The organism is Pedobacter vanadiisoli, assembly GCF_042684385.1.
Classification (GTDB): Bacteria; Bacteroidota; Bacteroidia; order Sphingobacteriales; family Sphingobacteriaceae; genus Pedobacter; species Pedobacter vanadiisoli.
This window is the reverse complement of record NZ_JBHULL010000010.1, coordinates 267,671-284,173: the sequence shown is the minus strand read 5'-3', so window position 1 is coordinate 284,173 and position 16,503 is coordinate 267,671. Positions and strand designations below refer to the sequence as shown.

Sequence of the window (16,503 nt, the reverse complement as noted above, 5' to 3'; positions counted from 1 at the left end):
GGATAAGATTGAACTTAAATGGAATGAGCCCGGTTGAATACCGGGCACAAGTCTTAAATAATTAATAAGTTTGTCCAACTTTTTGGGGGCAGTCCAGTGCTGCGGGCTCCCACTTCAATCGGGTTTAGAAATATCGGTCCGGTACCTTTAGCGTGGTGCAGGAAGCAGGCTGTTCATCTTAAATCTACCATTTGCAATGAACTATTGTACGTTTGTTTTCAATAAAAAAATACAAATATGATTAATTTGGTGTTACTAAAGCATAAGTGATGTTCCGAATACTTTTAAATCTTTAACTTAAAAATTAGCATTAATAATAGTAATTGAAATTCATAGAGATGGAAAAAGGAGAACGCAAGGACGTTTACAAGGTATACAATAAGATAGGCCATTGGTTTGCCAAAAACCGTTATGCTGATGCAGTCGAACAGGCCTATCTTCAGGATATCCTCCAATGCCTTCCAACAGATGCAAAGGTTTTAGACCTCGGCTGCGGTAACGGAAAACCCATATTGGAATACTTTATTAAACATAATATAGATGTTTTAGGAGTTGATGCCAGCGAACAAATGATCGAGCTGGCAAAAATCAATTTCCCATCTACCAGGTTTCTGTTAAAGGATATGCGTGAACTGGCCCTCGATGAAAAATTTGAGGTAATTATTGCCTGGCACAGTTTTTTTCATCTTCCGGCTGATGATCAACCTAATATGTTTGCTGTTTTTAAACGTCACATGAAACCCAATGGCATTTTACTATTTACCTCCGGAACAGAAAGGGGAGAAGTATGGGGTATGAATGGCGGCGAAAACCTTTTTCATGCTTCACTGGCTACTGCTGAATATCAGGCTTTGCTTCAGGCCAATCAATTTGAAGTACTCAGGCACAAAATAAATGATCCAGAATGTGGCGGAGCAAATGTTTGGATGGCTCAGTACAAACCCTGATCATTTTACCTTAACTTTGTTCCATGGCCGAACAGCAAAAAAACAATCCCTTACACGGTATCACCCTCGAAAAAATTGTAACCGATCTTCAAACGCATTATGGTTGGGAAAAGCTGGGGTCGTTAATCAGGATCGATTGTTTCAACAATAACCAAACCATAAAATCGAGCTTAAAGTTCTTAAGAAGAATGCCCTGGGCGCGTAAGAAAGTAGAAGAGTTATATCTCGGTACTTTTCATAAAAAATGACGGAAGAATAAAGGAATTGAATTATTAGGCTTTTGTATAAGTGACCAGGGCTACAGCCAAGTCCTTCATCCAGCCTTTCTCTGATTAATTTCTTGTCCTTGCAACCTTTGTGCGATAACGTTCGTCATCTTTATCTAAACCGAACAAAATGAAAAATATTCTCACTTGCTTTTTGCTGATTACTATTTTGAGCAGTTGCTCTTTAAGTATGAATTATTCAAAAAGAGGAAAAATTAATGTTCCTCAAAAGGAAAGTTACCAGGTAAACTATGAAGTTTTGTTGAATGAAAACACAACGGCAAAGATTTCTTATGTTGATGAAAATGGAAAGCGGCAAAAATTAAAAGGAATTAAAGGAAAATGGGAAAAAGCACTTACCTTAAAACCAGGAAGCAATGGGCATATAAAAGTTACCGCCAAAGGTGATAAGGCCAGGGGTGAATTTAAGGTTTTAGTTGATGGAAAGGTAATTAGTGAATACATTCTGACCAATAAAAAAGTACTGTACGGTCTAGATTTCTATCTGCCCTGATAGTTGGAATATTTTTTAATTTTAAGGCAGTATAAAGCCAAAATTATTCACTAAATCTTCATATTGATTTTTGAGATTTAATAAACAAAATAACAAGGTTTATTCATCATTAAATCAATGTAAAATGAAAGCAATTAAAGTTTTAGTAATCGCCCTAGTAGCAGCTTTTACCATTAATACCGTAAGCGCTCAAACCTCTACTCCAGCAAAAGCAGGAACAGAAAAAACCCAGACCAAAAAAGGCCATAAAAAACACCACCATAAAAAGCACGCTAAAAAAGTGGCTAAAGTTTAAAAAGAAAGTCTTTCAGGTAAACTGAAAGACTTTTTTGTTTTGCCTAACTTTCTGATTTTCAATTTTTATGTAAATAGGAAAACTTCAGATAGTTCCAACTGCTCCAGGAAAAAACGTTTTTCTGTCACACTTTCCAATTTTTGGTGTCTTATAGCTGAAACCTTCAAAAAACAGGTTAACCAAACAAATTAAAAAACAGAATTAGCTATGAGAACCTATTTATGCATGTTGTTGTGCGTATTATCTACGAAAGTCTTCGCACAGCAGGTGGGCAATATGCAAGGAAAAATTGTGGATGGGAAAACAAATCAGCCCATTGAATATGTGGGGATTATCTTGTCAGGTAAAACCGATTCTACCAAAAAAATTGGCGTGGTAAGCAATAAAGCCGGTGAATTTTCTTTTAATACCGTTGCTAATGGTGATTATAAAATCAGGATTTCGGCAATGGGCTATAACCCGATCACTAAGAACATCAGCATAAATGGTAAAAACATTAATTTGGGTACCCTAAAATTAGAAGAAGATGCCATTGCCCTGAAAGATGTTGCGGTAAGTGGCCGCTATGCTACCGCTACGGTGAAAAAAGATACCGTAGAATTTAATGCCGACGCTTATAAAACCAGGCCAAATGCCGCAGTAGAAGATTTATTGAAGAAACTACCTGGTGTAACCGTTGATAAAGATGGCAGTATTATGGTGCAGGGGCAAAAAGTTACGCGCTTAACGGTTGACGGTAAAGATTTTTTTGGTACTGACCCAAAAACAGCTACAAAAAACCTTCCTGCCGATGCTATTGCAAAAGTACAGTTGATCGATAGTAAAACACAAGAGGCAAAGGCAACAGGTATTGATGACGGCCAGCGCGAAAAAGTATTGAACCTAACCATTAAGGAAGACAAGAAAAAAGGCTGGTTCGGAAATGCCAACCTTGCAGGAGGAACTACAGATAAATACGGAAGTTATTTAAGTGCCAACCACTTCAATAAAAACCTGCAGTTTGCCATTTTGGGGATGAGCAACAATACTAACGATGCCAGTTTCGGTACAGATGATTTAAGCAGTTTCAGCGGTGGTAACATCGGGAATATTTTTGCACCGCCAGGTGGTGGAAGTTTTTCAATAAACAGCAATAACGGCAAAACTACCATTGGAGGCAGCGGTGTTTTTGATAACAATGCCATTGGCTTGTATACCACGCATAGCGGTGGGGTAAATTATAGCAACTCTTGGGGCAAAAACAACAAGCTGACCATAAGTGGAAGCTATTTTACCTATTTTTCTTCTGGTTTGGGCAATAAAATATCAAACATCCAGGATTTAAGCTCTGGCGATATATTGCGTACACTTGATAATACCAACCGCAATAGCAACAACCAGGCACACCGTTTTAATTTTAAGGCAGAATACCATCCCGATTCGTTAACCGATATGGTATTCCGTCCTAATGTAATCCTGAATAATACCACCAACATCAATAACCGAACGTTTAACGCTAATTTTGATGCTGCAGGAAAAGCCAACGACGGAACTCAATATTATAACCAGCATAATTTTACGCCTTCTCTATTTGGAGAGTTTACGGTGCTGAGGAGGTTGGGGAATAAAAAAGGTTCTGTTTCGCTACGCTTAAACGGTACGCAGAATACTTTTAATTCTGATTGGTTAAATCAATCTTTGCTCAACCAATATGCCAGCACTGGTACCGTTGTTGCGAATATTAATCAGCAGGCCAATCAGGAAAATGCTTCCAAAACCTATACCATCAACGGCAATTATGCCAGGCAGTTAAATCAAAAATGGAGTGCCAACCTTGCCTACAGTTATACAAGGAACATTGTTGATGCTCAGCAGATCACCTTTGATTATAATCCGACTACCGACCGCTACGAAACTATTGTTCCATCTTTAACCAACACCTTTAATAACCATAACAGTTTGCAAACCGCCGGGCTGGGCTTTATATACGCCGGAAAAGACTGGACCTATAACTTTGGGTTAAACGCGCAGGAGAGTTTGCTAAATGCCAATGTTTTTAATAATGTAGGCGCAAACATTGGGAATATTGAAAAATCATATTACAATTTATTGCCACGATTAATGGTTAATTTTAAAAATAAGACCAATCAAACCATTGCTATCAATTACCGGGCAAGTGTTAACCTGCCTTCGGTAACCGATCTGCAGCCTGTACAGAACAATACCAACCCATTGTATCAGCGGATCGGGAACCCTGACCTTGAAGCCAGGAAAAATCATCGCCTTTCGGTCAACTTCAATACTTTTAGCCCTGATAATAACCGCTATTGGAATGGCTATTTTCTTTACAACTTATCATTTGACGATACTGGGAACGATATTAACTATAACAATGGTATCCAAACCGTTAAACCTATAAATGTAGATGGAAATTATTACCTGCGTACCGGAACATTTTTTGGAATGCCGTCAAAACTTAAAGGTTTAAGAATGAATTATGGTGCAAGCTTTTTTACCGAGCACAGAACAAACTATATCAGCGGCACCAAAAACATTACAAACAGGTTCGAAATTGGTCCAAATATCAACTGGAGCTATGATATCGATGATAAATTTAATGCGGGTATTTATGCTTATATAGGTTATACAAAGGTAAATAACACTTCAGAATCGGCCATTAACAATAAATTTTTCAGCCTCGAAAATACCCTTAACCTCAGTTATGAGTTTATAAAAGATTTAAGGGTAGAGGCCGATATTAACCACATTGGCTCTGCAGGCCGTGCGGATGGTTTTAACAACAATTATTTCTTGTTTAACGCCGGAATCAACAAATACCTGATGAAACGGAGGGTAACATTAAGTTTGAAAGGTTTTGATATTCTGAACCAGAATACCAGTATCGATAGGATTGTAAACAGTAGCCGCATAGAGGATGTGCGGTACAACAACATTACCCGTTATTTTTACCTGTCGTTAAACTATAAGTTAACCCGGGCTGGGACAAGTAATGAAAGAAGTAACCCGCGCAGCACGGTTAATTAAGATCATTAAAAACAATATGTTTTAAGGGAAAATGTTGTCTTAAGTAAAAAAAATAGAATTCATTTTTATAATAACTACGATTATAACATTTTGGCAAGATGAACCTGTGGTGGGATTTTTGTGGACGGGCTGTAAATAACTCCTTAAGTCTCAACCAAAAACTGACAATGGCCAGCTGAAAACTTTTTGCGCTAACCCCTTGATTTTTAAAAAGAATTGTTCTACTTTTGCAGTCCGTTTTATGGGCTATCTGTAAAGAGGCCGGGGGAGCGGTAAATTTTTTAATAAAAAAACATAAAAAAGCACAATGCCAACCATTCAACAATTAGTTAGAAAAGGTAGAGTAGCACTGGAGTTCAAGAGTAAGTCTCCAGCGTTGGACAGCTGTCCACAGCGAAGAGGTGTATGTACACGTGTGTACACCACTACCCCTAAAAAACCAAACTCAGCAATGCGTAAAGTAGCCCGTGTTCGTTTAACGAACGGTAAAGAGGTGAATGCTTACATTCCTGGAGAGGGTCACAACTTACAGGAGCACTCAATCGTATTGATCCGTGGTGGTCGTGTTAAAGATTTACCAGGTGTACGTTACCACATTATCCGTGGTGCATTAGATACATCAGGTGTAGCTGGTCGTAACCAACGTCGTTCTAAATATGGTACTAAACGTCCTAAACCAGGACAAGTAGCTGCGGCGCCAACAAAAGGTAAAAAGAAATAATCGGGAGGAAATAAGAAATGAGAAAGTCAAAACCAAAAAAGAGAATTATTCTTCCTGATCCAAAATTCAATGATGTTCAGGTAACTCGTTTTGTAAACAACATGATGTACGATGGAAAAAAATCTATCGCTTACTCAATTTTTTACGATGCTGTTGAAATTGCTGAGAAAAAAGCAGGTGAAAACGGTTTAGAGGTATTCAAACGTGCATTAACTAACATTATGCCAGCTGTAGAGGTTAAATCTCGTCGTGTTGGTGGTGCTAACTTCCAGGTTCCAACTGAGGTTAGACCAGAGCGTAAAACAGCTTTAGGTATGAAATGGTTAATTTTATACGCTCGTCGTCGTGGTGAAAAAACCATGAAAGAGAAATTAGCTGGTGAAATCGTAGCTGCAGCAAAAGGTGAAGGTGCTGCTGTTAAGAAGAAAGAAGATACGCACAAAATGGCTGAGGCTAACAAAGCGTTCTCTCACTTCAGGTTCTAATTTTAGGATTAACAGACTAGTAAGATTACACAGATTTAATTAGAAGATTATACTGATTAGATAATTTGCACCGATTTGTTTTCACATAATCGGTGCAATCATTTAAAATCAGATAAATCAAAAACATAACATGGCAAGAGATTTAAAATTTACAAGAAATATTGGAATTGCAGCTCACATTGATGCTGGTAAAACTACCACTACTGAGCGTATCCTTTATTATGCTGGTGTAAGTCATAAAATTGGTGAAGTGCACGAAGGTGCTGCAACAATGGACTGGATGGCACAAGAGCAAGAGCGTGGTATTACCATTACTTCTGCTGCTACAACAGTAAACTGGAACTACCGTGGTAGCAAATACCACATTAACATTATCGATACACCTGGACACGTGGATTTTACCGTAGAGGTAAACCGTTCGTTACGTGTATTAGATGGTTTAGTGTTCTTGTTTTCTGCAGTTGATGGTGTTGAGCCTCAGTCAGAAACCAACTGGCGTTTAGCCAACAACTACAATGTTGCCCGTATCGGTTTCGTTAATAAAATGGACCGTTCTGGTGCCGACTTCTTAAAAGTTGTTAAACAGGTTAAAGATATGTTAGGTAGTAATGCAGTTCCATTGCAGTTACCTATCGGTTCTGAAGATAACTTTAAAGGTGTGGTTGATTTGATCAACAACCGTGGTATCGTTTGGAATGAGCACGATAAAGGTATGACCTTTACCGAAGTGCCAATTCCTGATGATATGTTAGATGAGGTTGCAGAGTGGAGAGAGAAATTATTAGAATCAGTTGCTGATTATGATGAGACTTTGATGGAGAAATTCTTCGAAGATCCGAACTCAATCACTGAGCGTGAAATTTTAGACGCTTTACGTGCGGCTGTATTAGACGCTAAAATTGTTCCTATGGTTTGTGGTTCATCTTTCAAAAACAAAGGTGTTCAAACCATGTTGGATTACGTAATGGAATTATTGCCTTCACCTCTTGATTCAGAAGGTGTTGTAGGTACTAATCCTGATACTAACGAAGAAGTTTTATTAAAGCCATCTGAAAAAGAGCCGTTTGCAGCATTAGCATTCAAAATTGCTACCGATCCGTTCGTGGGTCGTTTATGCTTCATCCGTGTTTATTCAGGTAACCTAGAAGCTGGTTCTTACGTATACAATACCCGTTCTGAAAGTAAAGAGCGTATTTCACGTATCTTCCAGATGCACGCTAACAAGCAAAATCCAATCCCTAACGTAAGTGCAGGTGATATTGCTGCGGTAGTAGGTTTCAAAGATATTAAAACTGGTGATACGCTTTGTGAAGAGAAAAACCCTGTTGTTCTTGAATCAATGGTATTCCCTGATCCGGTTATCGGTTTAGCTATTGAGCCTAAAACTCAGGCTGACGTTGATAAATTAGGTTTAGCTTTAGGTAAATTAGCTGAAGAAGATCCTACCTTTAAAGTAGAAACCGATCAGGAAACTGGTCAAACGGTTATCTCTGGTATGGGTGAGCTTCACTTAGATATCTTAATTGACCGTTTAAAACGCGAATTTAAAGTAGAAGTTAACCAGGGTGCGCCACAGGTAGCTTACAAAGAGGCTATTTTCGGTACTGCAGAACACCGCGAAGTTTACAAAAAACAATCAGGTGGTCGTGGTAAATTTGCCGATATTAAAGTGGTAATCTCTCCAATTGATGCTGATTTTGAAAAAGGTGGTTTGCAATTCGTTAACGAGATTGTGGGTGGTGCTATTCCTCGTGAGTTCATCCCTTCAGTTGAGAAAGGTTTTGCATCTGCAATGGCAAATGGTGTATTAGCTGGTTATCCGCTTCCTGATATGAAAGTACGTTTGATTGATGGTTCATTCCACGCAGTCGATTCAGATGCTTTATCATTCGAGCTTGCAGCCCGTATGGCATATCGTGAGGCTTTACCTAAATGTAAACCTGCTTTGATGGAGCCAATCATGAAAATCGAGATCTTAACCCCTGAAGAAAACATGGGTGATGTTATCGGTGACATGAACCGTCGTCGTGGTCAGTTACAAGGTATGGATACCCGTAACGGTGCCCAGGTAATCAAAGCATTGGTACCACTTTCAGAAATGTTCGGTTATGTAACGCAGTTACGTACCATCACTTCGGGCCGTGCAACTTCTACAATGGAATTCGACCACTACGAACCAGCGCCTAAAAACGTTCAGGACGAAGTAGTAGCGAAATCTAAAGGAAGAATTAAATCTGAAGAGTAATTAAGGTATGAGGTAAAAGGCGTAAGGTACAAGGGTTTAGCCCCTAAACCTTACACCTTAAACCATTCGCCTTCTTAAAGATAAATCCGGTTTCTGTTGTTAATAGCTCTAACAGGAAACCATAATTAAAAACAAGATGAGCCAAAGAATCAGAATTAAATTAAAATCTTACGATTACAACTTAGTAGATAAATCTGCTGAGAAAATCGTAAAAACTGTTAAACCTACGGGTGCAGTTGTAAGTGGTCCGATTCCACTTCCTACAGAGAAAAAAATCTTTACTGTATTACGTTCTCCACACGTAAACAAAAAAGCTAGAGAGCAATTCCAATTATGCGCTTACAAACGCTTATTAGATATTTATAGCTCTAACTCTAAAACAGTTGATGCTTTAATGAAACTTGAATTACCTAGTGGTGTTGAAGTTGAAATCAAAGTTTAATTGATTTTAAAAAAGAATAAAAGGCCGTAATGCAAATTGCGGCCTTTTTTATGCGATGGTATTTTCAAACAAAAGCAGATAAGTTCGGTTATAGCTAGTATGAACGAAGATGAAAATCAACAAGGAAAACTGCCTGTAAAAGGACATGATTTTGCCAGGCACGAAGAAGAGGGGCAAAAGAAAAAGTCAGCCTTAAAGAGCGAAGCAGCGAGTCAGAAAGACGGAGATTTTTCTGAACTGGAAAAAAGCCGGATGGAAAATCCGCCTGATCATCGGGAAGAAAATGGATCGGACAAGGATGATGTAAACAGCGATACCAGAATCAATCAGAGTAAGGGCATTAAATAATATTGAACGGCTAAACTTTTCATCCTATAAATTGTTGTTAAAGGTAGAAGCGCCTGAAAATAATAGCATTATGGAAATGAATGATGAGAATAAAAAGAAAGGGTCAGATCCGCAACTGGATATTGATCACGACGAAGAGATTGATTGGGATAATGGAGAAGCTACCTATGGGCACAAACGAACCGAATTTAAGCGCAAGGACCAGCCTGATGAAGCACATCTGGCAAGTACAGAAAGCCATTCGGAGCACGATGTGAATAAAAACCTGAAAAATGCCATCTTAAGTAAAGATGAAGATATTGCCAACAGAAATAAAGACCTGGATAAAGGTATTAGCGGGAAAGAACAATAGCCTGGAATTTAGAAGGGAATACCCATATAGAATAATCCCCTAATAAAATAAATGCATTTTCCGGTAGATGGAAATTAATTAGGATTCCACAACTGAAATGCGTTAATCTAGGAGCTATGCCCTCAAATCGTTTTAGTCTCTGATCTTTGGTTAATCTTTGTCGCGAATCCTACAGCTATACAAATTTCATCCATTTATTATAATTTCCAAAAGGCGTATAGATATACCTATTGATAAATGTCAATCTAAAAAGTCTTATCTGACTGTGGGAAAATTTCAATATAATTGGCAGGTCTGTAAATAATCCTGTTTAATTCTTTCTCCGTACTGTTTCACTTTATCAATATAGCCAGGTGCTTTTTCTTTTAAATCATCCAACAATGATTTTCCATCAGTGGCTCTTTTCTTCCCAATATATTTGAAGGCGTAAACTGTTGCAACACTTAAAATTGCATATTTTAATAGTCCCATAACCTGTTAAATTATATTCCCGTATTTAATGCATGGTCTTCATCTGTTTCATCAATACCAGTTTTGGTTTTAAAATCATCTGAAGAACTTCCGGTATGGCTCTCTGCACTTTTTATGCTGGGGTGCTTATCAGGACTGTTATAGGCATCATCGCTAAGTGAATCTTTACCTTGCGTACCCGTGTTATCGAAGCCATCTCTTGCTAAAGGATTGCCTTTAATCATTTCACTTGGCTCTTTGCCATAGGCAGTAACCTCATTCACATCATTACCGGCTTCGTACGCTTTTTGCACGTCAGATTTTTCTTCTTTTCTATCGTCTGGTCCAACATAACCTTCGGTGTGTTCTGCTTTGTTATAGATACTCGTTTTCATAAGACTGCTTTTGTTTATTAAACAGATTGAGTCATAAATAGTTTGGGGGATAACAAATGCACGCGAACAAAAAAGGCAGATATTTCTATCTGCCTTTGATTTAACTTTTGTAAGGAAAGTTTCGCGATATTTTCCTCATCATCCGCTCAACCATATCATCGGTAGAGCTTAGGATATTATCGTCCATCGTTTTGAAGAAACGCCATAGTAATTCTCCATCCGCTCCATTGTTAATAGTTAAGAACATGGTTCCGGTTCCTGATTTTCCACCGAAACCACCGAACAAAACTGCTGAAGCTATAGCACCTGCTTCTGATTTGGTCTGCTCGGTTTCGAAACGGCCACCAATTACAGCATCAACACCCAGAATTTTTGCCAATTCATCTTTAGTTGTTTCATCCAGTTTGCCCAACACACCTGCTTTCTTTAATAAGATGTTAGTTTTATCAACATCCTGAAAAGTTACTGTGTAATCAGAAGCTTTCCTTAGCAGGAAAGTATACATGCTAGCCTGAATAGATCTGGCCATTGATTCTTCCTGACTTTTGTTAGCTTCTGCACTGAAATTTTTGGGTTGTTTCCGGTAAGAGATTTTTACTTCGAAAGGTAAAATGGCAACGATTTTTTGGGTTTTGATTGCCTCCTTTAGTTTCGGACTTTCAAAAATTTGCTTCGAGCCCTCAAATTGCGCTTTTGTTAAAATTGTAAAGCAGCACAAGAGAGCGAGCGTTAAAAAGATCTTCTTCATTGTTTTGTTTGTTTGGTTATTTGCAGCTAATATAAATAATCTTCAAATAAATGTAATATAAATTTACCTTGAACTTTATGCTTTACCATTTTCTTGTTTTGTTTAACTTGCGCCAAATTTTAAAGGCTTAACGGTATTAAATGGAGTGGAAATACTTACTTTCGAATAAACGATATGGTCAGGAGAAATACGGTGCCAGTACCGATCGTGCACGTTCTGACTTTCAGCGCGATTATGACCGTTTGATTTTTTCATCCCCGTTTAGAAGGTTGCAGAACAAAACCCAGGTTTTCCCCCTACCAGGGAGTGTTTTTGTGCACAATCGTCTTACCCATAGTTTGGAAGTGGCCAGTGTGGCCCGCTCTATGGCCAATATTTTCCTCAATAGTGTTCATACGCATCATCCCGAACTGATTAAAGAAGTACCCTTAATCAATGAGGTGGGGAACATTGTTGCTGCCGCGGCGCTGGCGCACGATTTGGGTAACCCTGCTTTTGGTCATTCTGGCGAGGCAGCCATTTCAAGATACTTTACTGATGGCGACGGCCGTGTCTATGAAAAAGACATGAACGAATCGCAATGGCACGATCTGATCAACTTTGAAGGAAATGCAAATGCCATCAGGATTCTTACCCACCCGCTTAAAGGAAAAGGCAATGACGCCTATGCCTTAACTTATTCAACCCTGGCCTCGATTGCAAAGTACCCGTGTGCATCTATTGCAGGTAAACAAAAAGGCCTTTTGCACCGCAAAAAATATGGCTTCTTCCAATCAGAAGAAGAAACATTTAAAAAAATAGCAGCCGAACTCCATTTGGAGCAGGAAGAGAATAAGTACCTGGTTTATAAACGCCATCCATTGGTATACCTGGTAGAAGCAGCTGACGATATCTGTTACAGTATTATCGACCTAGAAGATGCTCACCGCTTAAAGATTCTATCTTATGGAGAGGTAAAAAATTATTTATTGCCATTTGCAAACTCAAGTACCATTGAAGACCGTTTAAAAAACGATTATGAAGATGATGATGCTAAAATCGGTTTATTAAGGGCAAAAGCCATCAATACCTTAACCAATGAATGCGCTGGGATTTTTTTCAGGGAACAGGAAAAACTGTTAAAAGGAGAGCTTAACCAAAGTTTGACCGACTTACTTCCTGAACCTTATATTTCGGCCTGGAAAGCGGTAGAAAAGATTTCGGTTGAACGCATTTATAATTTCTCGTCGGTAATACAAAAAGAAGTTGCCGGTTATAAGATCATGGCTGGTTTACTGGAAGAATTTGTGCCGGCATTAATTCATAATAATACACACTATTATAAAAAACTCGTTAAACTGATTCCTAAACAATATCACACAGACTTAACCGATATTTATTCTATCATTCAAAGTGTATTGGACTTTGTGTCGGGAATGACCGATCTGTATGCAGTTGACTTATACCGTAACATTAAGGGAATCTCTTTCCCTTCAGAAACGTAGCCGTTTTAACACATCTTTTTTAAAACTGTTATTTCTTTAAGTGGAATAAACAGCCAGTAGTGAAAATTCTTTTTGTTGCTCATTCGATAAAATACAGGAAAACAGGTGCAAAAAGATCGTGGTTAATGGCGGGGCTAATAGAACCGAAGCGCTACCAGCCCTGCTTTTCTAAAAAAATCAGAGTTGTCATTTTATGCCCATTCGAACCTTCTAAAAGGTGGTGCCAGAAACGAGAAAATTTCTGCGCGTTAACCTGTGGCTGAATCTCTTTTAACTTGATTTATCTTCCTCTGCCTTCGTCCCACTTATTCCTTTCGTCCTGCAGTTCGCGCGCAAGCTTCATTTCTTTATCTTTTGCCTTTACTTTGTGTGCCTGAAACTCATCTGCCACTTCCTGGTAAAGCTGGGTACGGTATTTTGCCTCATGTTTTAGTTTTCCTGATTGAAAAATAACAATTGCCAAACCTATTGCCAATACTATAATAATGGCCCAGACAATGGTATTGTAGGTTCCCTTGTCAAAAGCAATCCCTAAAAATTTAATTTCGTTTACAGCAGCATTTGCATTGGCCAGCGAACTTTCTTTTCCGCTAACTTCACCTTTTAAGCTCGAAATATTGCCGGCCTGTGCTTTAATTTCCTGCCTGGCCTGCTGCAATTGCTTGCGCTCCTTTCTTAGCGTATCGTTAACACTTTTCCATAAAGCCGACAACCGGCTTGGGTTGATCAGCCTTGCGCCATATAAACTCTTTGATTTTCTTAACATGAACTCATACTGACCATTTAATGATGGGTCGGTGTTTTTTAAGGTGTCTTGCTGAGCCTGGCCAAAGGCAACATTGAAAAACAGGATGGCTACTAAAAACAATAGGATGTGTTTAATTTTCTGCATAGTTTAATATAGGTATTAGATTGTAAAGCTACATTTTCATCCGCTTCTATCAGAATCTATTCTTAATTGGGCAAATGAAAAATAGATAAAAATGTTTTCGTTTTTACCTCTAAATAACAATTTTATCTAAGTTTTATTATAAAATAATTTACGATAGGTTACATTTGTTGCATGCAAATAGGAATTATTGGTTTAGGCGATATGGGCAAATTATATGCTGTATCGTTTGTAAACGCTGGTTATAAAGTATGTGGAGCAGATATGCCCTTACGTTTTACAGATTTAAAAAACGAGCTGGAACCTAAAGGGATCGAAGTTTTGATTGATGGACATGAGGTAGCCCGCAAATCTGATTTTATAATTTATTGCGTTGAAGCCGAAAAAATTGATGAAGTGGTGGCTACTTTTGCACGCTCTACCAAGTATGGTGCAATTGTATCGGGCCAAACATCGGTTAAACATCCCGAAATTGCTGCTTTTGAAAAGCACCTTCCAAACGATACCCAGATTGTAACCTGCCACTCTTTGCATGGCCCTGCTTTTAGTCCGGAGGGACAAACACTGGTAGTGGTGCGTTACCGTGCTACCGACGAGGTTTACGCGAAAGCACTGGAAATTTATAAATCTTTAAAATCGAATATTATTGAAATGGACGATTACCGGGAGCACGATCGCATTGTGGCCGATACCCAGGCGGTAACGCATATGGGTTTCGAAAGCATGGGCTCTGCCTGGAAAAATGCAGGTTTTTTCCCCTGGGATAACCCTGCTTATGCGGGCGGGATTGATAATGTAAAGATTTTAACCACCCTCCGGATTTTTAGTTACAAATCGCACATTTATGCCGGTTTGGCTATTTTAAATCCTTATGCGCAAAAACAGGTAAAATATTATGCCCAGGCAGAATCTGAGCTGTTTAAGCTGATGATCTGTGAAAATGAAGCTGAGTTTAGGGAAAAGATCTATGCGGCCCGCGATTTCGTTTTTCATGAAAGCCGTTCGCTGCTGCTTTTGGATGATAACATCATGAAAGAATTCAGCTTATCTGATGCAGATCATAAACAAAAACCCAATTCGCATTTAAGTTTATTAAGCATGGTTTATGCCTGGTATAAAATGGGTGTAAATCCTTACGATAACCTGATCTGCCAAACGCCGCCATTTAAATTGAGGCTGGGCATTGCCGAATATCTTTTCAAAAATGAAGCAATGCTGGAAGAATCGATTAACACTGCTTTGTATGATAAATCGATACGCGGGGATGATTTGGAGTTTCATACCGCTGTACATGAATGGGCTTCTATTATCGGATATGGTGATTTAAAAGGTTATAAAGAACATTTCGAAGCAGCGAAATCATTTTTTGCCAACCGGCTGAACGATGGCAGGGATCTGAGTGCGGAGATGATTAAGAGACTGGGAAAGTAATGTAAAATGGTAAAAGGTAAGATGGATGATGTTTTTACCTCTTCCATAACTCATTTTTCTTCCTCCATTTTACATATTCCATATAACATATAGACTTTATTTTATTCCCCAAATTCTTCGTTTAGGCAAAAACAGTACATTATATTTGCCCGCATGTCGGTATTGTTGTTTACCATTATCGTTTTAACAGGGGCTTTTTTAGCTGGTTTATTGGGTTCGCTAACCGGTTTAGGCGGAGGTGTAATTATTATTCCTTTACTTACGCTGGCTTTGGGTGTAGATATCCACTATGCCATTGGAGCATCTATTGTTTCGGTTATTGCAACCTCTTCAGGCTCAGCGGCGGCTTATGTAAAAGAGGGGATAACCAATATCCGAATTGGGATGTTTTTAGAAATCGCAACCACAATAGGGGCGGTATGTGGTGCCATAGTAGCAGTTTATTTAAATGCCAACTATATTGCCATTCTGTTTGGCTGTATCCTTATATTTTCGGCCATCATGACTTTAAAGAAAAAGGTAGACCATACCACTTTGGATGATACTGATAAATGGGCTAAATTTTTTAAACTCAACGGATCTTATCCCGACAGGGGCGTAACTCATTCCTATGCGGTAAAGCATATTCCAGGTGGTTTCTTTATGATGCTTTTTGCCGGAACCTTATCCGGTTTGCTGGGCATTGGTAGCGGGGCTTTAAAAGTAATTGCCATGGATAATATTATGCGCCTGCCATTCAAGGTATCAACTACCACCAGTAATTTTATGATGGGGGTTACAGCTGCCGCAAGTGCTGTGGTTTACCTGCACCGTGGGCAGATTGATCCGGGTATTGCCATGCCGGTGTGCATTGGTGTGTTAACGGGGGCATCTTTGGGCTCAAAGGTTTTACTGAAAACGAAAACCGATAAGCTTAAAGCTGTATTTGCTGTTGTAGTGGTGTTTTTGGCCCTGCAGATGATTTATAAAGGAATTAGCGGATTATAATGGACAGCGCAAAGAAAGAAAACCTGAACGATAAAGATATTCAGTTAATTTTAGGTACACTGTTGCGTGCAGGTGTAATCATCTCGATGGGCATAGTGCTAATCGGAGGGGCAATCTTTTTGGTGCACCATAACGGCTCAATTACCGATTATAAAGTTTTTAAACCCGAGCTTAACAAATTTTCTTCAATAGAAGGGATATTCAGGGGGGTATTAACCCTTCAAGGCGATGCTATTATCCAATTTGGCATCCTGATGCTCATTTTTACACCTATCGCGCGGATTGTTTTTGCTATTTTCAGCTTTTTAATAGAACGCGATTACCTTTACGTGCTGATCGGGTTTATCATTTTGGCTATCATAACCATCAGTTTAAATGGTGGTTTAGCACATTAGCATTACATTTAAGGTTAAATCGCATCATATCAGCAATTTATTTGAAAAAATATTTTGCTAACTATTTGAAAATTAATAATTCTTG

The 16,503-nt window shown here is 38.7% G+C and carries 19 protein-coding genes; 15 read left to right on the top strand and 4 right to left on the bottom strand.

The window, feature by feature from the left end:
• The first annotated feature begins 338 nt into the window (after positions 1-338).
• The 11 genes from ACFSR6_RS14455 to ACFSR6_RS14405 all read left to right on the top strand — a co-directional run bounded on the left by ACFSR6_RS14455 (position 339) and on the right by ACFSR6_RS14405 (position 9,639).
• A complete protein-coding gene (locus ACFSR6_RS14455; protein WP_379080051.1) occupies positions 339-947 on the top strand; it encodes a class I SAM-dependent methyltransferase in 609 nt (202 codons plus the stop codon).
• Between the two features lie 23 nt (positions 948-970).
• Positions 971-1,195, top strand: coding sequence for a VF530 family protein (locus ACFSR6_RS14450; RefSeq protein ID WP_379080049.1), 225 nt, complete (start codon positions 971-973; stop codon positions 1,193-1,195).
• Between the two features lie 148 nt (positions 1,196-1,343).
• Complete coding sequence (locus tag ACFSR6_RS14445) at positions 1,344-1,727, top strand: MmpS family transport accessory protein (protein ID WP_379080047.1); 384 nt, start codon at positions 1,344-1,346, stop codon at positions 1,725-1,727.
• Positions 1,728-1,851: 124 nt separating this feature from the next.
• Entirely contained in the window at positions 1,852-2,022 is a 171-nt protein-coding gene (locus ACFSR6_RS14440) for a hypothetical protein (RefSeq protein WP_379080045.1), read from the top strand.
• Positions 2,023-2,229: 207 nt separating this feature from the next.
• On the top strand, positions 2,230-5,046 hold the full coding sequence (locus ACFSR6_RS14435; protein WP_379080043.1) for a TonB-dependent receptor: 2,817 nt from the start codon (positions 2,230-2,232) through the stop codon (positions 5,044-5,046).
• 307 nt (positions 5,047-5,353) lie between these two features.
• Positions 5,354-5,767 (top strand): 30S ribosomal protein S12, encoded by a 414-nt coding sequence (gene rpsL / locus ACFSR6_RS14430; protein WP_008244597.1) that lies wholly within the window; start codon positions 5,354-5,356, stop codon positions 5,765-5,767.
• Between the two features lie 17 nt (positions 5,768-5,784).
• Positions 5,785-6,252 carry a 30S ribosomal protein S7 gene (gene rpsG, locus ACFSR6_RS14425; protein ID WP_025145241.1) on the top strand — a complete coding sequence of 156 codons (468 nt, stop codon included), beginning with the start codon at positions 5,785-5,787 and terminating at the stop codon, positions 6,250-6,252.
• Between the two features lie 130 nt (positions 6,253-6,382).
• Positions 6,383-8,497, top strand: a complete 2,115-nt coding sequence (fusA, locus tag ACFSR6_RS14420) for an elongation factor G (RefSeq protein ID WP_379080041.1) — start codon at positions 6,383-6,385, stop codon at positions 8,495-8,497.
• Between the two features lie 136 nt (positions 8,498-8,633).
• Positions 8,634-8,939: a 30S ribosomal protein S10 gene (gene rpsJ / locus ACFSR6_RS14415; RefSeq protein ID WP_008244591.1), complete on the top strand. Its 306-nt coding sequence runs from the start codon at positions 8,634-8,636 to the stop codon at positions 8,937-8,939.
• Positions 8,940-9,038: 99 nt separating this feature from the next.
• Complete coding sequence (locus ACFSR6_RS14410; protein ID WP_379080039.1) at positions 9,039-9,287, top strand: hypothetical protein; 249 nt, start codon at positions 9,039-9,041, stop codon at positions 9,285-9,287.
• 34 nt (positions 9,288-9,321) lie between these two features.
• The gene (locus tag ACFSR6_RS14405; protein WP_379080038.1) at positions 9,322-9,639 is read left to right on the top strand and encodes a hypothetical protein; all 318 of its coding nucleotides are present in this window, start codon (positions 9,322-9,324) and stop codon (positions 9,637-9,639) included.
• 276 nt (positions 9,640-9,915) lie between these two features.
• On the opposite strand, the gene ACFSR6_RS14400 is transcribed toward ACFSR6_RS14405, so the two are convergent.
• The 3 genes from ACFSR6_RS14400 to ACFSR6_RS14390 all read right to left on the bottom strand — a co-directional run bounded on the left by ACFSR6_RS14400 (position 9,916) and on the right by ACFSR6_RS14390 (position 11,232).
• On the bottom strand, positions 9,916-10,110 hold the full coding sequence (locus ACFSR6_RS14400; RefSeq protein ID WP_379080036.1) for a YtxH domain-containing protein: 195 nt from the start codon (positions 10,108-10,110) through the stop codon (positions 9,916-9,918).
• Positions 10,111-10,121: 11 nt separating this feature from the next.
• A complete protein-coding gene (locus ACFSR6_RS14395; protein ID WP_379080034.1) occupies positions 10,122-10,484 on the bottom strand; it encodes a hypothetical protein in 363 nt (120 codons plus the stop codon).
• Between the two features lie 100 nt (positions 10,485-10,584).
• On the bottom strand, positions 10,585-11,232 hold the full coding sequence (locus ACFSR6_RS14390) for a hypothetical protein (protein WP_379080032.1): 648 nt from the start codon (positions 11,230-11,232) through the stop codon (positions 10,585-10,587).
• A 140-nt stretch (positions 11,233-11,372) separates the two neighbouring features.
• On the opposite strand from ACFSR6_RS14390, the gene dgt reads away from it, so the two are divergent.
• Positions 11,373-12,716, top strand: a complete 1,344-nt coding sequence (gene dgt, locus ACFSR6_RS14385) for a dGTP triphosphohydrolase (RefSeq protein ID WP_379080030.1) — start codon at positions 11,373-11,375, stop codon at positions 12,714-12,716.
• A 280-nt stretch (positions 12,717-12,996) separates the two neighbouring features.
• On the opposite strand, the gene ACFSR6_RS14380 is transcribed toward dgt, so the two are convergent.
• Complete coding sequence (locus ACFSR6_RS14380; RefSeq protein ID WP_379080028.1) at positions 12,997-13,608, bottom strand: hypothetical protein; 612 nt, start codon at positions 13,606-13,608, stop codon at positions 12,997-12,999.
• Between the two features lie 171 nt (positions 13,609-13,779).
• Between ACFSR6_RS14380 and ACFSR6_RS14375 the strand changes: the two genes are divergently transcribed.
• The 3 genes from ACFSR6_RS14375 to ACFSR6_RS14365 all read left to right on the top strand — a co-directional run bounded on the left by ACFSR6_RS14375 (position 13,780) and on the right by ACFSR6_RS14365 (position 16,418).
• Complete coding sequence (locus ACFSR6_RS14375) at positions 13,780-15,036, top strand: NAD(P)-binding domain-containing protein (protein WP_379080026.1); 1,257 nt, start codon at positions 13,780-13,782, stop codon at positions 15,034-15,036.
• Positions 15,037-15,189: 153 nt separating this feature from the next.
• Entirely contained in the window at positions 15,190-16,023 is an 834-nt protein-coding gene (locus tag ACFSR6_RS14370; protein ID WP_379080025.1) for a sulfite exporter TauE/SafE family protein, read from the top strand.
• Complete coding sequence (locus ACFSR6_RS14365; RefSeq protein ID WP_379080023.1) at positions 16,023-16,418, top strand: DUF1634 domain-containing protein; 396 nt, start codon at positions 16,023-16,025, stop codon at positions 16,416-16,418. Before ACFSR6_RS14370 ends, ACFSR6_RS14365 begins: the two co-directional genes overlap by 1 nt.
• Positions 16,419-16,503 lie beyond the last annotated feature (85 nt).